Annotated in this window: 17 protein-coding genes; 7 read left to right on the forward strand and 10 right to left on the reverse strand. The window is 30.9% G+C overall.

Translation table 11 applies throughout. The features are described 5' to 3' along the window. The first annotated feature begins 9 nt into the window (after positions 1-9). A complete protein-coding gene (locus VBY68_RS15775) occupies positions 10-2,247 on the forward strand; it encodes a TonB-dependent receptor (RefSeq protein WP_415270271.1) in 2,238 nt (745 codons plus the stop codon). A gap of 21 nt (positions 2,248-2,268) precedes the next feature. Further along, positions 2,269-2,634, forward strand: a complete 366-nt coding sequence (locus VBY68_RS15780) for a heavy-metal-associated domain-containing protein (protein WP_124590621.1) — start codon at positions 2,269-2,271, stop codon at positions 2,632-2,634. 35 nt (positions 2,635-2,669) lie between these two features. On the opposite strand, the gene VBY68_RS15785 is transcribed toward VBY68_RS15780, so the two are convergent. The 7 genes from VBY68_RS15785 to VBY68_RS15815 are packed head-to-tail and all read right to left on the reverse strand — an operon-like array spanning position 2,670 to position 8,847. Continuing rightward, positions 2,670-3,506, reverse strand: coding sequence for a pseudouridine synthase (locus VBY68_RS15785; protein ID WP_206512804.1), 837 nt, complete (start codon positions 3,504-3,506; stop codon positions 2,670-2,672). A 45-nt stretch (positions 3,507-3,551) separates the two neighbouring features. Beyond that, positions 3,552-4,469, reverse strand: a complete 918-nt coding sequence (locus VBY68_RS15790) for a geranylgeranylglycerol-phosphate geranylgeranyltransferase (RefSeq protein ID WP_099215474.1) — start codon at positions 4,467-4,469, stop codon at positions 3,552-3,554. A 9-nt stretch (positions 4,470-4,478) separates the two neighbouring features. After that, positions 4,479-5,405: a mevalonate kinase family protein gene (locus VBY68_RS15795; RefSeq protein WP_099215473.1), complete on the reverse strand. Its 927-nt coding sequence runs from the start codon at positions 5,403-5,405 to the stop codon at positions 4,479-4,481. 51 nt (positions 5,406-5,456) lie between these two features. Further along, positions 5,457-5,951: a toxin-antitoxin system YwqK family antitoxin gene (locus tag VBY68_RS15800; RefSeq protein WP_099215472.1), complete on the reverse strand. Its 495-nt coding sequence runs from the start codon at positions 5,949-5,951 to the stop codon at positions 5,457-5,459. 13 nt (positions 5,952-5,964) lie between these two features. Beyond that, positions 5,965-7,050, reverse strand: a complete 1,086-nt coding sequence (locus tag VBY68_RS15805; RefSeq protein WP_415270272.1) for a diphosphomevalonate decarboxylase — start codon at positions 7,048-7,050, stop codon at positions 5,965-5,967. A gap of 35 nt (positions 7,051-7,085) precedes the next feature. Next, positions 7,086-7,796 carry a LytR/AlgR family response regulator transcription factor gene (locus VBY68_RS15810; protein ID WP_099215470.1) on the reverse strand — a complete coding sequence of 237 codons (711 nt, stop codon included), beginning with the start codon at positions 7,794-7,796 and terminating at the stop codon, positions 7,086-7,088. After that, positions 7,789-8,847, reverse strand: a complete 1,059-nt coding sequence (locus tag VBY68_RS15815) for a sensor histidine kinase (protein WP_121147648.1) — start codon at positions 8,845-8,847, stop codon at positions 7,789-7,791. The genes VBY68_RS15810 and VBY68_RS15815 overlap by 8 nt, the downstream gene beginning before the upstream one ends. 212 nt (positions 8,848-9,059) lie before the next feature. On the opposite strand from VBY68_RS15815, the gene VBY68_RS15820 reads away from it, so the two are divergent. From VBY68_RS15820 to VBY68_RS15840, 5 genes are all read left to right on the forward strand, one after another. Continuing rightward, the gene (locus VBY68_RS15820; protein WP_121147646.1) at positions 9,060-9,422 is read left to right on the forward strand and encodes a hypothetical protein; all 363 of its coding nucleotides are present in this window, start codon (positions 9,060-9,062) and stop codon (positions 9,420-9,422) included. A gap of 157 nt (positions 9,423-9,579) precedes the next feature. After that, positions 9,580-9,933 carry a hypothetical protein gene (locus tag VBY68_RS15825; protein ID WP_147431733.1) on the forward strand — a complete coding sequence of 118 codons (354 nt, stop codon included), beginning with the start codon at positions 9,580-9,582 and terminating at the stop codon, positions 9,931-9,933. Between the two features lie 4 nt (positions 9,934-9,937). Then, positions 9,938-10,843, forward strand: coding sequence for a DUF6624 domain-containing protein (locus tag VBY68_RS15830; RefSeq protein WP_415270273.1), 906 nt, complete (start codon positions 9,938-9,940; stop codon positions 10,841-10,843). A gap of 59 nt (positions 10,844-10,902) precedes the next feature. Beyond that, positions 10,903-11,133, forward strand: a complete 231-nt coding sequence (locus VBY68_RS15835) for a hypothetical protein (RefSeq protein ID WP_099215465.1) — start codon at positions 10,903-10,905, stop codon at positions 11,131-11,133. Between the two features lie 23 nt (positions 11,134-11,156). Continuing rightward, positions 11,157-11,459, forward strand: a complete 303-nt coding sequence (locus tag VBY68_RS15840; protein WP_099215464.1) for a hypothetical protein — start codon at positions 11,157-11,159, stop codon at positions 11,457-11,459. 60 nt (positions 11,460-11,519) lie between these two features. Here the strand turns inward: VBY68_RS15840 and VBY68_RS15845 are convergent, their stop codons facing one another. The 3 genes from VBY68_RS15845 to VBY68_RS15855 are packed head-to-tail and all read right to left on the reverse strand — an operon-like array spanning position 11,520 to position 15,387. Then, positions 11,520-12,728 carry a BaiN/RdsA family NAD(P)/FAD-dependent oxidoreductase gene (locus VBY68_RS15845; RefSeq protein WP_415270274.1) on the reverse strand — a complete coding sequence of 403 codons (1,209 nt, stop codon included), beginning with the start codon at positions 12,726-12,728 and terminating at the stop codon, positions 11,520-11,522. Then, positions 12,728-13,654, reverse strand: coding sequence for a GYDIA family GHMP kinase (locus VBY68_RS15850; RefSeq protein ID WP_124590637.1), 927 nt, complete (start codon positions 13,652-13,654; stop codon positions 12,728-12,730). Before VBY68_RS15850 ends, VBY68_RS15845 begins: the two co-directional genes overlap by 1 nt. Continuing rightward, positions 13,654-15,387 (reverse strand): hydroxymethylglutaryl-CoA reductase, degradative, encoded by a 1,734-nt coding sequence (locus VBY68_RS15855; protein WP_415270275.1) that lies wholly within the window; start codon positions 15,385-15,387, stop codon positions 13,654-13,656. The genes VBY68_RS15850 and VBY68_RS15855 overlap by 1 nt, the downstream gene beginning before the upstream one ends. Positions 15,388-15,455 lie beyond the last annotated feature (68 nt).

The raw sequence follows: 15,455 nt of genomic DNA on the forward strand, positions 1-15,455 counted from the left end.
AGATAAAAAATGAAAAATAAATTTTTAATCAGTATATGCTTACTGGTACCATCCATGTTATTTGCTCAAGAAGTGTTAACAGGAACTATTAAAGATAAAAATAATCAAAAAAAGAATTCAGGAATTTTTGGAGCCAATGTATATTGGTTACATACGAGTGTTGGAGCTACAACAGACCAAAAAGGAGAGTTTAAAATTCCGTATAAAAAGGAGTATAAAAAATTAATAATAAGTTTTGTTGGTTATAAGACAGATACAATAAATGTTAACAGTACAAAACCAATCAATCACTATTTAACAGAAAGTAATACGTTAAATGAGGTGGCTGTTTCAGCAAAAAAAGGCTCAACACAAAGGTCGTATTTACAAACACAGAACTTGGTGACTATTAATAGTGATGAATTGTTAAAAGCAGCTTGCTGTAACCTGTCCGAAAGCTTTGAAACCAACCCATCTATTGATGTTAATTTTTCTGATGCATTAACGGGTACAAAACAAATTCAAATGTTAGGCTTAACAAGTCCGTATTTGTTGATTACTCAAGAAAACATCCCGTCAATTAGAGGTGCAGCACAAGCATTCGGATTAACATTCACACCTGGAACTTGGGTAGAAAGTATTCAAATTACCAAAGGAGCAGGTAGTGTTGTAAATGGTTTTGAAAGTATTTCAGGTCAAATAAATACAGAGTTAGTAAAACCATCAACCAATCATAAGTTTTACCTTAATGCTTATGGAGCAGTAGGAGGTAGGTTAGAATTAAACACTCATTTTAACCAAAAAGTGAGTAAAAAATGGCAAACAGGTTTGTATGTTCATGGAAATTATAGAGGAGAAAAGTTTGATAAAAACAACGACAATTTTTTAGATAATCCTTTAGCAGAACAAATTAACGTGATGAATCGTTGGCAATATACAGATGCTGAAAAAGGTTGGGTAAGTTTTATCAATTTTAGGTATTTAGACGATTCAAAACAAGTAGGAGAGATTAACTTCAACCCAGAAGAGGATAAAGGATCGAATACTATCTGGGGAAGTGAAATTAAAACCAAGCGTTTTGATACATCGTTAAAAATAGGATATGTTTTTCCAGATATGCCTTTTCAAAATATGGGGTTTCAAGCAGCTTACAGTAATCATAAACAAGATTCGTATTTTGGACTGAGAGACTATAATATTCAGCATCAAAGTTTTTATAGCAACTTCATGTTTAGCTCTATTATTGGAGATACTCGTAATAAGTTTAAAACAGGTGCTAGCTTTACCTATGATAAATACGATGAATTTGTTAGCACAACAATGAACCCAAATTTTAACAGAAAAGAAAACTCTGTAGGAGCATTTTTTGAATATGCTTATGATAATGCCGATAATTTGAGTGTTACAGCAGGACTTCGATTAGATCATCATAACTTATTAGGAACCTTTGTAACACCTAGGTTGCACATGCGTTATGTTCCTTGGGGAAGAGGGGTGTTAAGAGCTTCTGTTGGAAGAGGAAAACGAAGTGCTAATATTTTTGCAGAGAATCAACAACTTTTCGCTTCATCAAGAGCAATTACTATTGAAAATGCTGGCGGAAATATTTATGGTTTAGATCCAGAAGTTGCTTGGAATTACGGAGTGTCTTTTTTACAGGGATATAAATTCTTTGGAAGAAAAGGAGATGTAACATTTGATTTTTATCAAACAAACTTCTCAAATCAGGTGGTAGTCGATTGGGAAAACCCACAAGAAATTTTTTTCTATAACTTAGAAGGGAAAAGTATAGCGAATAGCTTTCAGGTAGAGATGAATCAAAACATTATTCCATACTTTAATACTCGATTTTCGTATAAGTTTTATGATGTTTCTACAGATTATAAGTCAGGAAATTTAGCAAAGGCTTTACAAGCAAAACATCGCTTTTTTGCTAATGTATCTTACGAAACTAAAACCGAAGAAAGTGATGCTAGTTGGAAGTTTGATGTAACTTATAATTGGATTGGAGAACAACGTTTACCTAATACAAATAACCAGTTACCGACGCATTCGGATAGCTATAACTTGTTAAATACTCAAATAACAAAAGTGTTTTCAAAAAAGTTTGAAGTGTATGCAGGGGCTGAAAACATCACAAATTATAAACAAAAAAATCCTATATTGGGAAGTGACAATCCATTTGGAGCAAATTTTGATACTATAGTTATATACGCACCAGTTTTTGGGAGTAACTTCTATGCAGGATTACGATTTAAAATAGATTAATAAATAAAAAATAAAGAATAGATGAAAAATATATTTTTATTAGCAGTAGTTTTACTATTAAGTACATCAGCATTTGCTCAGAAAAAAAATGCTAAAGTCTCTTTTGAAGTAGATGGCGTTTGTATGATGTGTAAACAGCGTATTGAAAAAGCAGCATTAAAAACTAAAGGTGTAAAGTATGCAAAATGGGATGTTAATACACATAAATTAAGTTTAATTATTGATGAACGTAAGACAACTACAGAAACAGTTAAAAAAACTATTGCTGGTGTAGGACACGACACGAAAGATTTTAAAGCACCTAAAGAAGCGTATGATAATTTACATGAATGTTGTAAATATCGTGATGAAGAAGTGCAAGAAGATCACAAAAAAACAAAGAAATAATAAAAAATCCCGAGCCTTAGCTCGGGATTTTTATTTTATAACATTTGTAATGTGTTAATTTCTTGTTGTGTCAATTCACGCCATCTACCACGAGGTAAATTCTTTTTGGTTAAACCAGCAAAAATTACTCTGTCAAGCTTAATAACTGTGTATCCGAAATGTTCAAAAATCTTACGAACAATACGGTTCCTTCCTGAGTGAATTTCAATACCTACTTCTGTTTTACGTTCTCCTTCTACATAAGAAACAGCATCAATAAATACCTTTCTTCCTTCAATAATTACATCACCACGTAACTTCTCTAAATCAGCAATGCTTAATTTCTTATCTAAAGAAGCATGGTATAATTTACGAACGTTATGCTTAGGGTGAGTTAATTTTTTTGCCAATTCACCATCATTGGTAAAAAGTAATAAGCCGGTAGTATTTCTGTCCAACCTTCCAACAGGATAAATACGTTCTTTAGTGGCGTTTCCTACTAATTCCATCACAGTTTTACGACCGCGATCGTCTTCCATGGTAGTAATGTAGTTTTTAGGTTTGTTTAATAAAACATAACGCTTCTGCTCCATAGAAATTAAAGTTCCATCAAAACGAACTTCATCAGTCGGTTGAACTTTATAACCCATTTCTGTAACTAATTTTCCGTTAACAGAAACACTTCCATGTTCAATGTAAGTGTCAGCCTCTCTACGAGAACAAATACCTGAATTAGAGATGAACTTGTTCAAACGAATTCCTGTGTTTTCATTTTTTTTCTCAGCAGGTTTGTTGCTTTTAGGTTTTCTGAAATCTTTTTTGAATTGATTTTTTCCTTGAGGATTGCTGTTGCGTCCAGCTTGTCGTCCTCTCGACGAGTTTTTTGAATTCATAATTAAATTTTAAAAGTCTGCAAATTTACGGTAATTATTTGGTTTTTAATCTAAAACCTCTACTACTTTATCTACAATTAAAGATTTATCAATAAATAATAAACTAAAGACACCTATTAATAATAAAACCTTTAAGATGTTGTGAGCCAAACGGTATTGATTGTTTTTTGTCGATTTCCAAGTGTATAAGCCGACAAAAATTAAGGTAATAGCTGCTAAATAAAAATAGTACTTCATGTACTCAATAGCAGGATAGTTAAATAATACTCCAATAGGTACTAAGGTTAATACCATTAATAAAATGATTAACTTTTTAGCGTTACGCTCCCCATATTTTACAGGAAAAGTATTGTAATTATTAGCAATAGCCCCTTTAATATTTTCTAGATCTTTCATGAGTTCACGAATCATGATAACTAAAAAAAGAAAGATTGCATGTATAAAAATTACCTTTGAAAAGTTTTTATAGTGTACAAATATTACAAAAAAGGGCAGTATGGTTAATACAGTAGCTGTAATTAACCCTATTAACGGATACTTTTTTAATTTATGTGAATAGAACCAAATTCCAAATATATATACAGAGAAAAACAATGCTGCACGCCATGATACTAGCCATCCGAAGAAAAAACCAATAAAATTTAAAGTAAAGTATAAAGTTAGTTTTGTTTCTTGTTTTACGTAAGAATCTAACCCTGTTTTTATGGGTCTGTTAATAATATCAGCTTTCTTATCGTAAAAATTATTAATAATATACCCAGAAGCAACAACACAAACAGTAGCAATTACCAAATAGAGTAAATGCCAATCAAAAACTACGGGCTTAATTGATTTTGTATCAGAGAAAATAAAAATAGCAGCCAAATATTGGGCTGCTATTAGTACTAAAATGTTGTAACCTCTTATGACTGATAAAAGGCTAAATATTTTTAAGAAAAATGTATTGTTTTTAAACGTACTCATAGTAGCATTTTAAAAGCGATACACTAATTCTAATTTATAATCTTTTAAACTGTTTTTTGCTTTTTCATAATCTTCAGTAAATCCTAAGATGTAACCTCCACCACCAGAACCACAAAGCTTTAAATAGTAATCGTTGGTTTGTATACCTTTTTCCCATACTTTATGAAAAGCAGTAGGAATCATTGGTTTAAAATTAGCTAAAACTACTTTTGATAGTTTTTTTACATTACCAAACAACGATTTAACGTTTCCTTGTAAAAAGTCTTCAATACAAGCATCAGTATGTGTTGCAAACTCTTCACTAACCATTTTTCTAAAACCTTCATTTTTCATCTTATTCATAAAGATGTTGACCATAGGTTCAGTTTCACCAATTTGTTCAGAATCTAGTAAGAAAACAGCACCTTTTCCTTCTTTTTGAGAAGGAATTCCAGCTGGTTCAATATGTTCTTTTGAATTGATTAAGATAGGTAAACTTAAGTATGAGTTTAAAGGGTCTAACCCAGAACTTTTTCCATGGAAAAAAGATTCCATCAAAGAAAAAATTTGCTTTAAACTTAAAAGCTTATCTCTTGTTAAGTTTTCTAAAACTGTAATTTTATTATTAGCGTATTTATCGTAGATTGAAGCTACTAATGCTCCTGAACTTCCTACTCCGTACCCTTGAGGTATTGAAGAATCGAAATACATTCCGTTATCAATATCACTTTTTAAAGAATTTAAATCAAAAGAAACAATATCAGAATTTAAGTTAGCCAAATATGTATAAAAATTAGCTAAACTATCATTTGATTTTTTTGCTTCTCCAGTTAAATTGTTTGCAGATTTTAATGCCCCTTTATAAGAACTAAAAGGTATTGCTAATCCTTTGGAATCTTTAATGATTCCGTACTCACCAAAGAGTAATATTTTTGCGTAAAATAAGGGTCCTTTCATAGGTGTTTTAATTACAGTGCAAACATACGAGTAAAACCACTAGTTTACAAACTAGTACACGTTTTTGTAAAAAGTTTTCCAAACACCAACTTTTTCGTTGTCTCGGTATTTACCTTTTGTTTCTATTTTACCATTCTTATAAAAAGTTTTCCATATACCTACTCTTTCACCTTCTTCATACTTTCCTTCTTCTTTCAACTCACCAGATTCATAATATACTTTTCGAATTCCGTGGAGTTTTCCTTTTTTGTAATTAGCTCTGTGAAAAGGTTTTCCGTTTTCATGATAATATAGTACTAAACCATCGAAGACTTCCTCGTTAGGAATGTTTACAGTACTAAAACCTTCCATCTGAATTTGTCCGTTTTTGTAGTAATCTACAATCCAAAAACCGTTATTCATTCTTTTAGGAGCTGGTCTATAATACTCATGATCTCCTTTTGTTGTTTCGTGCCAATTTTTATCGAACCAAATAGTGTCTTGTGCAGTAACTGAATTGGTTATAAAACCAATAAAAAGGGCTATTATTAATGTTGAAGTTCTCATAATAGTTGGGAATTTAGGTTAAAATAGGTCTCGCGCCAAAACCCACACTATCACAAATATAATGATTTTTTTGGCAGTATGCAGCTAAAATATTCTTAATAAATACTTCAATTTCAGTCTTTTCTGAATTGGGGTATAATACGTGTACATTTGCTCCTGCATCTAATGTAAAACAGACATTACTATCATTTTCTTGTCTGTATTCCCATATTTTATTAATGATTTCTAGAGTGTTAGGTTTCATCAAAATAAAATACGGATTACTGGTTAACATCATGGCATGTAATGTTAAAGCTTCACTTTCAACAAGATTAATGAAAGCTTTGATATCTCCGTTTTGAAGAATTTTTGAAAGTTTTTCTAAGTTTTCATTAGCTTGTGTAAAACGGTTTTCTGCATACGGATGGTCATGCATTAAATTATGTCCAACCGTACTTGAAACTTGTTTTTCTCCTTTATCAACTAATAAAATTGCATCTTGGTAATCTTCAAAAATAGGATGAATTTTATAAGGGAATTTTATACCAAATAAATCTGAACTTCCTACAATCTTAGGATGATTTCCCCAAACTACTAATGGGCCTTCTATACTTCTACTAGCGCTCCCTGATCCTAAACGAGCTAAAAAGGAAGCTTTTTTGTTAATATACTCCTCAGTTAAATTTGGGTTTAACTCTTTTTCTAAGTTCATTAAACACATGGCAATAGCACTCATTCCGCTTGCAGAAGAAGCAATACCACTACTATGAGGAAAAGAATTTTCAGAAGAAATAACCATGTTATACTCTAAAATATACGTACAGTATTTTTGAATTCTTTCAAAGAATTTGGCTATTTTAGGTTTAAAATCATCTTTCTTTTTTCCTTCAAAAAATAACTCAAATTCTGCTTGATTTTTTGGTAATGTCTTTGTGAACTCAATTTTTGTAGTTGTGTGACAATTGTTTAATGTAAAGCTTATCGAGGCATTTTTAGGAATTTGAGGTTCGCTTTTTCCCCAGTATTTTACCAAAGCAATATTACTAGGTGTTTGCCATGTAACAGTTAAGTTATCTACTTTTTTATCTTGAGAAAGAAATAAGAAATCTGATGTATTCAACGTGTAAAAATTTTGCCGTAAAGATAGAATTTCGCTTACACTTGTGCTAATTTTTGTAAAACGCTTTCTTTGTAGCTCCTACTTATTGGTACAGCTTTTTTAGCAATCTCAATATATTCATTAGTATAGGAGGAAATTTTAGATATTGAAACAATATAAGAACGATGAACTCTTATAAAGCAATCACTTGGTAATGTGGCTTCAAAGTTACTAATGGTTTCCCTAGTTATTACAGTGTCGTTATTGGTAAAAACTTTAACATAGTCACCTAAACTTTCAATGTATAAAATATCTTTAAAGTTAATCTTAACCATTTTTCTATCAGCCCTTACAAACATAAAATCCTTTTTGTTATCATTTTCTGTAGAAACTTTCATGTTACTATTAGTAGGTTCAGTAACTTTTTGGATTGCTTGTAAAAATCGGTCAAAAGCAATAGGTTTTAATAAGTAGTCTATTACACTTAGGTTAAAACCATCAACCGCATAATCTCTGTAAGCAGTGGTAAATATTATTTGTGATTTATTATTGATAATTTTAGCTAAACTTAATCCTGTAATTTCAGGCATATTAATATCTAGGAAAAATAAATCGATATTTTCTGTTTGTGCAACTTGTAATGCTTCCATAGCATTTTTACAACTAGAAATTAATTCTAGGTTAGGGGTTTTATCTATGAATGATTCTAGAATTTCCCTTGCTATGGGTTCGTCGTCAACAATTACACAAGTTATTTTATTAGCCATTTGTTAAAGGAATTTTTAAGTCTACGATAAATTGGTTTTCTTCTAATGCTAAATGAAGTTTAAACTGATTATTGTAAAGCATTTTTAATCTTTTTTGAATGTTTTCTAGTCCAATTCCATTTTTATCTATTTTATTTTTTTGGGAAGTGTTCTCAATACGAAAAAACAAGGAATCTTTAGTTGTTTTTAAGCTGATGTTAACACTTAATACTCCGTCAATTTGAACTCCATGTTTAAAAGCATTTTCAACAAAAGGTAATAATAACATGGGAGATACTTGGGTGGTTTCGTTATGTAAATTCTTAGAGAATTCAACTTGTAAACTCTCTTGAAAACGCACTTTTTCTAAAGAAATATAATCGTCAATGTGCTGGATTTCATTTTTTAAAAGAACAGAGGGTTTGTCTACTTGATATAAAATATAGTCTAACAAATTAGAGAGCTTTAAAATCATATCAGGAGCCTCTTCCGATTTTTTTAAGGCAAATCCGTATAAGGTATTCAATGTATTAAACAAAAAATGCGGATGAATCTGCATTTTTAAAAATTTCAGCTCTTGTTCTTTTAGCTGTAGTTGGGTGTGCAGGAATTTGTTTTTTAAGTTTTCGTTTTTTATGCTAGATAGATAATTGTAAATAATTAAACTTAAGGAGGTTGCTATAATAACAATAAAGTACACACCAATTATAACTAATGGTAAAGATTTAGTTAAGCTCTTCGTGTTGGTTCCTTCTAAAAAAGAAGAAAATACTAAACCAAAGAAAATAGAGAGCAAAATAGCTGTAAATGATATAATAAAGGTATAGCAGCTGTATAGAATAAAAAGAAAATACTTTTTCTTAAGTAGGTATTTTGGAATTAAATATAAAATAATGAAATAACTTAGAAATATGGTTACAGGCATTAAGTATGCTGAAAAAGTGTCTACATAAGCAGTGTTAGAGCTTCCGTATCCTAAGAAGTATGTGTAAAAGAAATAAACACCTACCCAAAATATAATATTGAATAAGAAGAATATAAGGCGCTTAGCTATTGATGTAAATCTTTTCATTAAGTTGCAATATCTTATTTTTTGAAGAAAGAGATAGGTTTTTGCGGTAAAATCCCTGAAATTGTAGACGAACAACGGTTTTCTGTTATTTGGTTGAAAAGGGAATTTAATATGTCGTTTGAGGAACAGAAAAGAGGTACTGTCGATATTACAAAACTCAAATGAATTATAAACATAGGTTTGTGTTGTAAATAACTTTAAAAATTAAAATTATGAAATTCTTATTCTCAAACCTTTTAAATGAAGGAGGATCAATGTTTATGTATCCAATACTGTTAATGCTATTAATTTGTATAGCATTGATATTAAAACTATTCTTAAAGGAAGATAGTAATGGTAAAACAATTAATTTACTGAAGCATATAAGTTTATTCGCTTTAGTCTATGGGTTTTTAGGGTTGTTTTTTGGGTTAATTGGTGTGTTTGATAATATTAGTTCAATGCAAGGAGATATAGCAACTCCTGTTTTAGCAGCAGGTTTAAAAATAGGTTTGTTAGCCCCGTCTTTTGGAATGTTAGTTTTTTTAATTGCTAGATTAGGAGTCTTGATATTGATGTTAAAGGAAAAATCTTAAACTAATAACTAAAACCCACTAACGTTTACTACATCGTATAAAAAAAGAACACAAATGTTCTCTAAGTTTATTATGTGTTGTTGTTAATGAATAACATAGTAGAGTTAGAATAAATAATGTCTGTGTTTAAAACTTATAAACAATAAAATATAATATTATGAGAATGCCATTATTAGATTTTTTAGCCAATGGAGATTTAAAATTTGTGATTATTTTATATACTTTTCTAAGTATAGCATTAATCTATTTTTTTAAGAAGCTAAAACAAAAAGAAACTCAAGAAAAATATAATCTAAAGCTAAAAAAATTAGTGAGCTGGAGTTTGCTAATTAGTGCCTTTTCTTTGTTGTTAGGGGGGGTACATAGCTTTTATTTTATTTCTAAATCTGGAGGTATTGCGAGTAATTTACTTTTTGGAGGTTTAGCCAACACGTTAATTACGCCAACATTAGGTGTTGTAATAGCTATTATAATTAACGGCTTAGCAACTCCATTAATATTTAAAAAATAAGAAAATGAAGGAGAAGTTATTTTTACTAACAGTTTTTATTTCACTTGCTGTTTTAGGGCAAAATAAAGGAGATAAGTTAAGAAGTGGAGGTAGGTTAAATGAAGCAATTAAAGCTTATAAAGAGATATATCAAAAGAATCCAAATAATCAAGATAACACATATAATTTAGCTTGTGCATATGCTATTCAGTATAAAAAAGATAGTACCTTTCATTATTTGAATATAGTGTTAAATAAAGACAATTCTTTATGGGCTTTAGCAGATAATGATTTATATGCGCTTACTTCAGATAAAAGGTGGGAGATGATAGAAAGACAACAGTTGGAAAAATACCAAAAGCAAAATGGAAGTTTACAGAAACCAGAGTATGTACTGAAACTATTAAGATTGATAATGAAAGATCAGGCTTTAGATTATCAGTTAGATATGGCGAAGCGATACTTTATGAAAAATGGTGAAGCACCTCATTGGTATTATCCTATAGCTCAAATGAAAAAAGAGATTGGAAATGGAAATTTTAATGAAATGGAAAAGCTAATTTTAGAAAATGGTTGGCCAACATATAGTTCTGTAGGGAAGTTAGCTGCTGATAGTCCACTTCTAATTATAAACCACCATCAAGATGAAGCTGTTAGAATTAAGTATCTTCCTCAAATAAAAAAGGCTTGTATAAACAAAGAAGGAAGCTGTTTGGAGTATGCAAAAATTCAAGATAGAATATTAGTGAATACAGGAAGAAAACAGTTGTTTGGAATGCAGTTTCGTTATAATGATAAAAGAAAATTAGAGCCGTTTCCCATAGAAAACCCTGAATATGTAGATAAAAGAAGAAAAGAGATTGGTTTAGAGCCTTTAAAAGAATATTTAAAAAGAAAAATTAATTATACTTGGAATGTAGAACAAAAGTAAAACAGTCAATCTAGTTGTAAAATACCTATTTCTAAAATAGAAATGGGTATTTTTGTTTTATGAGAAAAATTAAACTGATTTGGGATTTTAAAGGTCCAGATGGATTGGAAACAGCAAAACACCACTGTATACATTTAAAAGAATTTACTCAGATAGATAGTTTGCCTTATCATGAAGTAAATTTTGTATCTTTAAACGAAATGCACACCATTGCTTTTATTGTGGTTGATGAGGAATACATGAAAACCTTTAGAGATGCATTAAAGCCTCATAGAGGAGAGTTAGCATAAAATAACACAAAAAAAATAGATCTATGTTTTTAATTAATGCCTTAGCAAAACCTAAAAAATCTTCTGAACATTACGATGAAGTTATCGGAGCTTACGTAAGCTTATATATCGATTATAAAGATATTGAAGGAGCTATGCGATTAGCAAAATTTTACATCAAAAATGAAGATTGGAAAGTAGTAGAAATAGAAGACGAATATTTTACGTTAGATTCAATTAATGATGTAGAAGATGATGAGCAAAAAGAATTGTATGAAGAAGCTGTAGAGTATGGATACTCAATCATTTTTAACTGCTACGAAGAAGAAGGAGAAGACGAAGACTAAAAAAAGTAAAGTCATTTCGAACGAAGAATTAACTTTTAAAACTTTGTTCGAAATGATTTTTTATTCAGCAATTGCATTAGCGCAAATAAAACCACCTGTCCAAGCATTTTGAAAATTGAAACCACCAGTAACGGCATCAATATTTAACACTTCACCTACAAAGAATAAATTTTGATGTTTTTTACTTTCAAAACGTTTAAAGTTGATTTCTTTTAAATCCACACCACCAGCAGTAACAAACTCCTCTTTAAAAGTAGTACGCCCATTAGCATTAAATAACCCTTTCGTAAGTTCGTTTGCTAAGTTTTGAAGCTGTTTATTACTTATATCAGCCCAATTTTGATTGTTTTTTATTTCTGAAGCTGTAACCAATCGTTCCCATAATCGGCGTGGAATATCACTAAAAGGTGATTTTAAAAATATCTGTTTTTTAGCCTGTGATTTCTTTAGTCCTTGTAACTCTTCGAGAACAGAATTTGTATCTTGTCCTAACCAATTTACCAGTACATTGTATTGATAATTTTTGTCAGCTAAAATACGAGCACCAAAAGCGGATAATTTTAAGATAGCTGGACCACTTAATCCCCAGTGGGTAATTAATAACGGACCAGAGTTTTCTAAATTAGTTCCAACAAGTGAAACTTCTGCATTAGGTACCGAAATTCCGCCTAAATCAATAATTCGTTTGTCTTTTATGTTGAAAGTAAATAAAGAAGGAACGGGTTCAATAATAGTATGGTCTAGGGTTTTACATAAATCCCAAACTTTTTTACTACTTCCTGCAGCAACAACCACAAAATCAGCTTCAAAATCTTGATTTTTTGTGTTGATAAACCACTTTTTATCTTGTTGATAAATGGAGTTTACACCATGGTTTTTTAACACTGTAATTCCGAGGTTATCAACAGCATCTTGAAAACAATCTATAATAGCTTGAGAAGTATTGGCTTCAGGGAACACTCTGTTGTCTTCTTCAATTTTTAATGGTACTTCATGATTTTCAAACCACTCAAAAGTATCACCTGTCATAAACTGATGAAAAGGACCTAGTAGTTCTTTTTCTCCTCTAGGGTAGAATTTAGTCAATTCTCTAGGGTCAAAACAAGCATGAGTAACATTACAACGACCTCCACCAGAAATTTTTACCTTTTGTAAGACTTCTTTTCCTTTTTCAAGAATGATAATGTCCAATTCAGGGTTGAGCTCTTTTGCGTTAATCGCTGTAAAAAATCCAGCAGCTCCACCACCTATAATAACTACTTTTTTCATTATAAAATCATTTCTTTATACGAAAGAACAGTGTCGAATCCTTTTTGTTTAAAATAACTTATTGTGTCTTCGTTTCCAGTAGCTAAAACAAAATCACCACCCCAAGCTCCTAAACTTTTTACTTCACCAAAATAATCAGAAAACAATCTCTCTTTTACAGTGATTTGCTTTGTAATTGAGCTAATGATTTGCTCATGTTCAATGATAATTTTATCCAGGTCTTTGGAAGTTTTAGCTTTTAAAAACTCTTGAGTTAAGTTGTCAATTTCAGGAATTAATGTTTTAGCTTCTACTCTATGTTTTTTATAGTGAGCAATTCCTTCTCTACTATTTTGTTTTTGATTCAAATGAATAAAAAATAACTCTTCAGAAAAACTAGGTTTAAAATTAACTTCTTCAACAAGAGGCTGTTTTTCTCTTAGTTTATATAGAATTGGTGTATTGTGTTTTGCACAAGCAATATCGTAACCACTACCAGAAAAAGCATTCCAAAGTAAGGTAAACGGATTCACATTTGCCCAAGTAGCAATATTGTTAATTAAGGTTGATGAACTTCCTAATCCCCAGTTTTGTGGAAAAGTCAAGTTAGTTTTTACAATAAAACCGTGCTCAGTATTTAAAAATTCTTGATTTAAACGTTTTGCTTCTTGTAAAATATCTCGTAAAGTCTCAGCAATAAACTCAGCACTTCCTTCTTTGTCTGAATTAAACGTTGCTGAAGTTAATCTTAGTTTTGGTAAATCAAAAGAAGCCTCGAACCAACATTCTCCAGTATGTGTAAAACTTCCCCAGATAAGTTGAGGTTCCTTGATGGGTTCAATAATTAAATCTTGCCCAAACTTAGTAGGAACAGCTAATGAGGTTGCACCATCCAAAACAACATATTCTCCAGTGAGTAATAATTTTCCGTTAGAATAGTGTCGCATTATACTAATCCAAATTGTTTAAAGTGATGTGTGAAATGTTTTACTTGGAATTTTTTCCAATATTCATAATCTAGCTCACCAAAAAATGGGTGTACTACCTTTCTGTTTGGATTTTCATTAAAAACAGTTTCAAAATATTGTACTTGTTCGATTAAATCATCAACAGCTTCTTCCATAGAGTTAAACTTTAATGGAGTTGGGTCTTCTGATAAAAATGGAGCTTTAAATCCGATTTGTAATTCACTATCAGAATTTAAAAACGGTTTTCTTCTAGCTGACTTCTCATCAGAAACATAAATGTCGACATTCCAGTTTCCATTAGCTATTTGAGTTACTGCACTTACGTGCTCTACCATTTGCTGTCCATTCATTTTTCCAAATAAAGGTTTTGCATCAGTTCTTAAATTAGCAAGTGTACTACGTACTTCTTCCTCATTTAAAAAATCTACCCATTGTACTTTGGGTTTACGTAATTCGTTTAATTTTTCTACCACAGCACTATGTGAGGCAGTTCTGTCATCAAAATAAGCTACCACAGCTTCCTTTTCTTCATTGGTTGCTTTGTGCTGATTTAAGATATTCATCAAGTGCATTTTCATATGTCCATGTTGAATTCCTTTGGTTGTTAAGGCACGTAAAGCAGCAAAATTTTGAGCTAAACCAGCAGCAGCAATAATTTGCATTAAGGTGCGTGCACTTGGTTTTTGCATCATGTCTAACGATAATTTAGCCATCGGGTGTAAAGCAGTTAAACCACCAACAGTTCCCAATGCTAAAGGAATTTCAATCCAAAACCTAAAAATACCGTCTTTTACTTCACAGTGTGTTAGGCTTTTATATTGTCCATCTTTAGAAGCATATGCATGTGCACCAGCTTCAATTGCTCTAAAGTCATTACCAGTAGCAAGTACAACGGCATCAATTCCGTTCATAATTCCTTTATTATGGGTTACTGCACGGTAAGGTTCTATTTCAGCTATTTTAACAGCTTGTTCAAATTTTTGAGCAAACTTCTCAGGGTTCTTTCCACCTAACTCTTCTACTTTACAGCTCACTTCAGCTCTAACTAAACATTCAGGAACATAGTTAGAAAGAATACTCATTACAATTTCAATATCATCTTTTCTAAAAGCTTTTGCAATAGCTTCTAAGCAAGAGTTAATAAAGTTAGCCCCCATACTATCTTTTGTTTCAAACGTAACATGTATTTGATAGTAGTTTGCAAGCTTATCAGTTTTATCAACTAATTGAATATCTAAAATTCCACCACCGCGCTTTTCCATGTTCTTAGTTATGGGTGCCGTGGCTGCATATAATTCAGTTTTTTGTCGGTTAAAATAGTTTTCTAACTCATTTTTATCACCAGCATACATAAAATGTACTTGGCCGATTTTGTTGGTAGAGATTACTTCAGTTTTAAATCCACCACGAGTACTCCAAAACTTTGCAACTAAAGAAGCAGCAGCAACTACAGAGCTTTCTTCAACTACCATTGGTATTACATAACTACGTCCGTTAATAATAAAATTAGGAGCAATACCGTAAGGCATATAAAAGTTAGAAATGGTATTTTCAATAAAATCATCATGCAATTGTTGTAGCTTATCATCTACATTCCAATATTGCGTAATAGTTTGTATAATTTCTGGTTGATTATTAAAGTAAGTTTTTGCCAACCAGTCTATTTTTTCTTCTTTGGTAAGTTTAGAAAAACCAGAGATCGTTTTAGACATTCTCAATTCATTTTTGATGGTTCAAAGATACGTGAATCCTGTTAAAATGGTTATGTTATTTGGTTTTT

The organism is Tenacibaculum ascidiaceicola, assembly GCF_047470925.1.
Lineage (GTDB): Bacteria > Bacteroidota > Bacteroidia > Flavobacteriales > Flavobacteriaceae > Polaribacter > Polaribacter discolor.

Bases quoted from the DNA above. Each gene is read 5' to 3' on its own strand.
- VBY68_RS15775 (WP_415270271.1), top strand. From the start codon at position 10: ATGAAAAATAAATTTTTAATCAGTATATGCTTACTGGTACCATCCATG.
- VBY68_RS15780 (WP_124590621.1), top strand. From the start codon at position 2,269: ATGAAAAATATATTTTTATTAGCAGTAGTTTTACTATTAAGTACATCA.
- VBY68_RS15785 (WP_206512804.1), bottom strand. From the start codon at position 3,506: ATGAATTCAAAAAACTCGTCGAGAGGACGACAAGCTGGACGCAACAGC.
- VBY68_RS15790 (WP_099215474.1), bottom strand. From the start codon at position 4,469: ATGAGTACGTTTAAAAACAATACATTTTTCTTAAAAATATTTAGCCTT.
- VBY68_RS15795 (WP_099215473.1), bottom strand. From the start codon at position 5,405: ATGAAAGGACCCTTATTTTACGCAAAAATATTACTCTTTGGTGAGTAC.
- VBY68_RS15800 (WP_099215472.1), bottom strand. From the start codon at position 5,951: ATGAGAACTTCAACATTAATAATAGCCCTTTTTATTGGTTTTATAACC.
- VBY68_RS15810 (WP_099215470.1), bottom strand. From the start codon at position 7,796: ATGGCTAATAAAATAACTTGTGTAATTGTTGACGACGAACCCATAGCA.
- VBY68_RS15815 (WP_121147648.1), bottom strand. From the start codon at position 8,847: ATGAAAAGATTTACATCAATAGCTAAGCGCCTTATATTCTTCTTATTC.
- VBY68_RS15820 (WP_121147646.1), top strand. From the start codon at position 9,060: ATGAAATTCTTATTCTCAAACCTTTTAAATGAAGGAGGATCAATGTTT.
- VBY68_RS15825 (WP_147431733.1), top strand. From the start codon at position 9,580: ATGAGAATGCCATTATTAGATTTTTTAGCCAATGGAGATTTAAAATTT.
- VBY68_RS15830 (WP_415270273.1), top strand. From the start codon at position 9,938: ATGAAGGAGAAGTTATTTTTACTAACAGTTTTTATTTCACTTGCTGTT.
- VBY68_RS15835 (WP_099215465.1), top strand. From the start codon at position 10,903: ATGAGAAAAATTAAACTGATTTGGGATTTTAAAGGTCCAGATGGATTG.
- VBY68_RS15840 (WP_099215464.1), top strand. From the start codon at position 11,157: ATGTTTTTAATTAATGCCTTAGCAAAACCTAAAAAATCTTCTGAACAT.
- VBY68_RS15845 (WP_415270274.1), bottom strand. From the start codon at position 12,728: ATGAAAAAAGTAGTTATTATAGGTGGTGGAGCTGCTGGATTTTTTACA.
- VBY68_RS15850 (WP_124590637.1), bottom strand. From the start codon at position 13,654: ATGCGACACTATTCTAACGGAAAATTATTACTCACTGGAGAATATGTT.
- VBY68_RS15855 (WP_415270275.1), bottom strand. From the start codon at position 15,387: ATGTCTAAAACGATCTCTGGTTTTTCTAAACTTACCAAAGAAGAAAAA.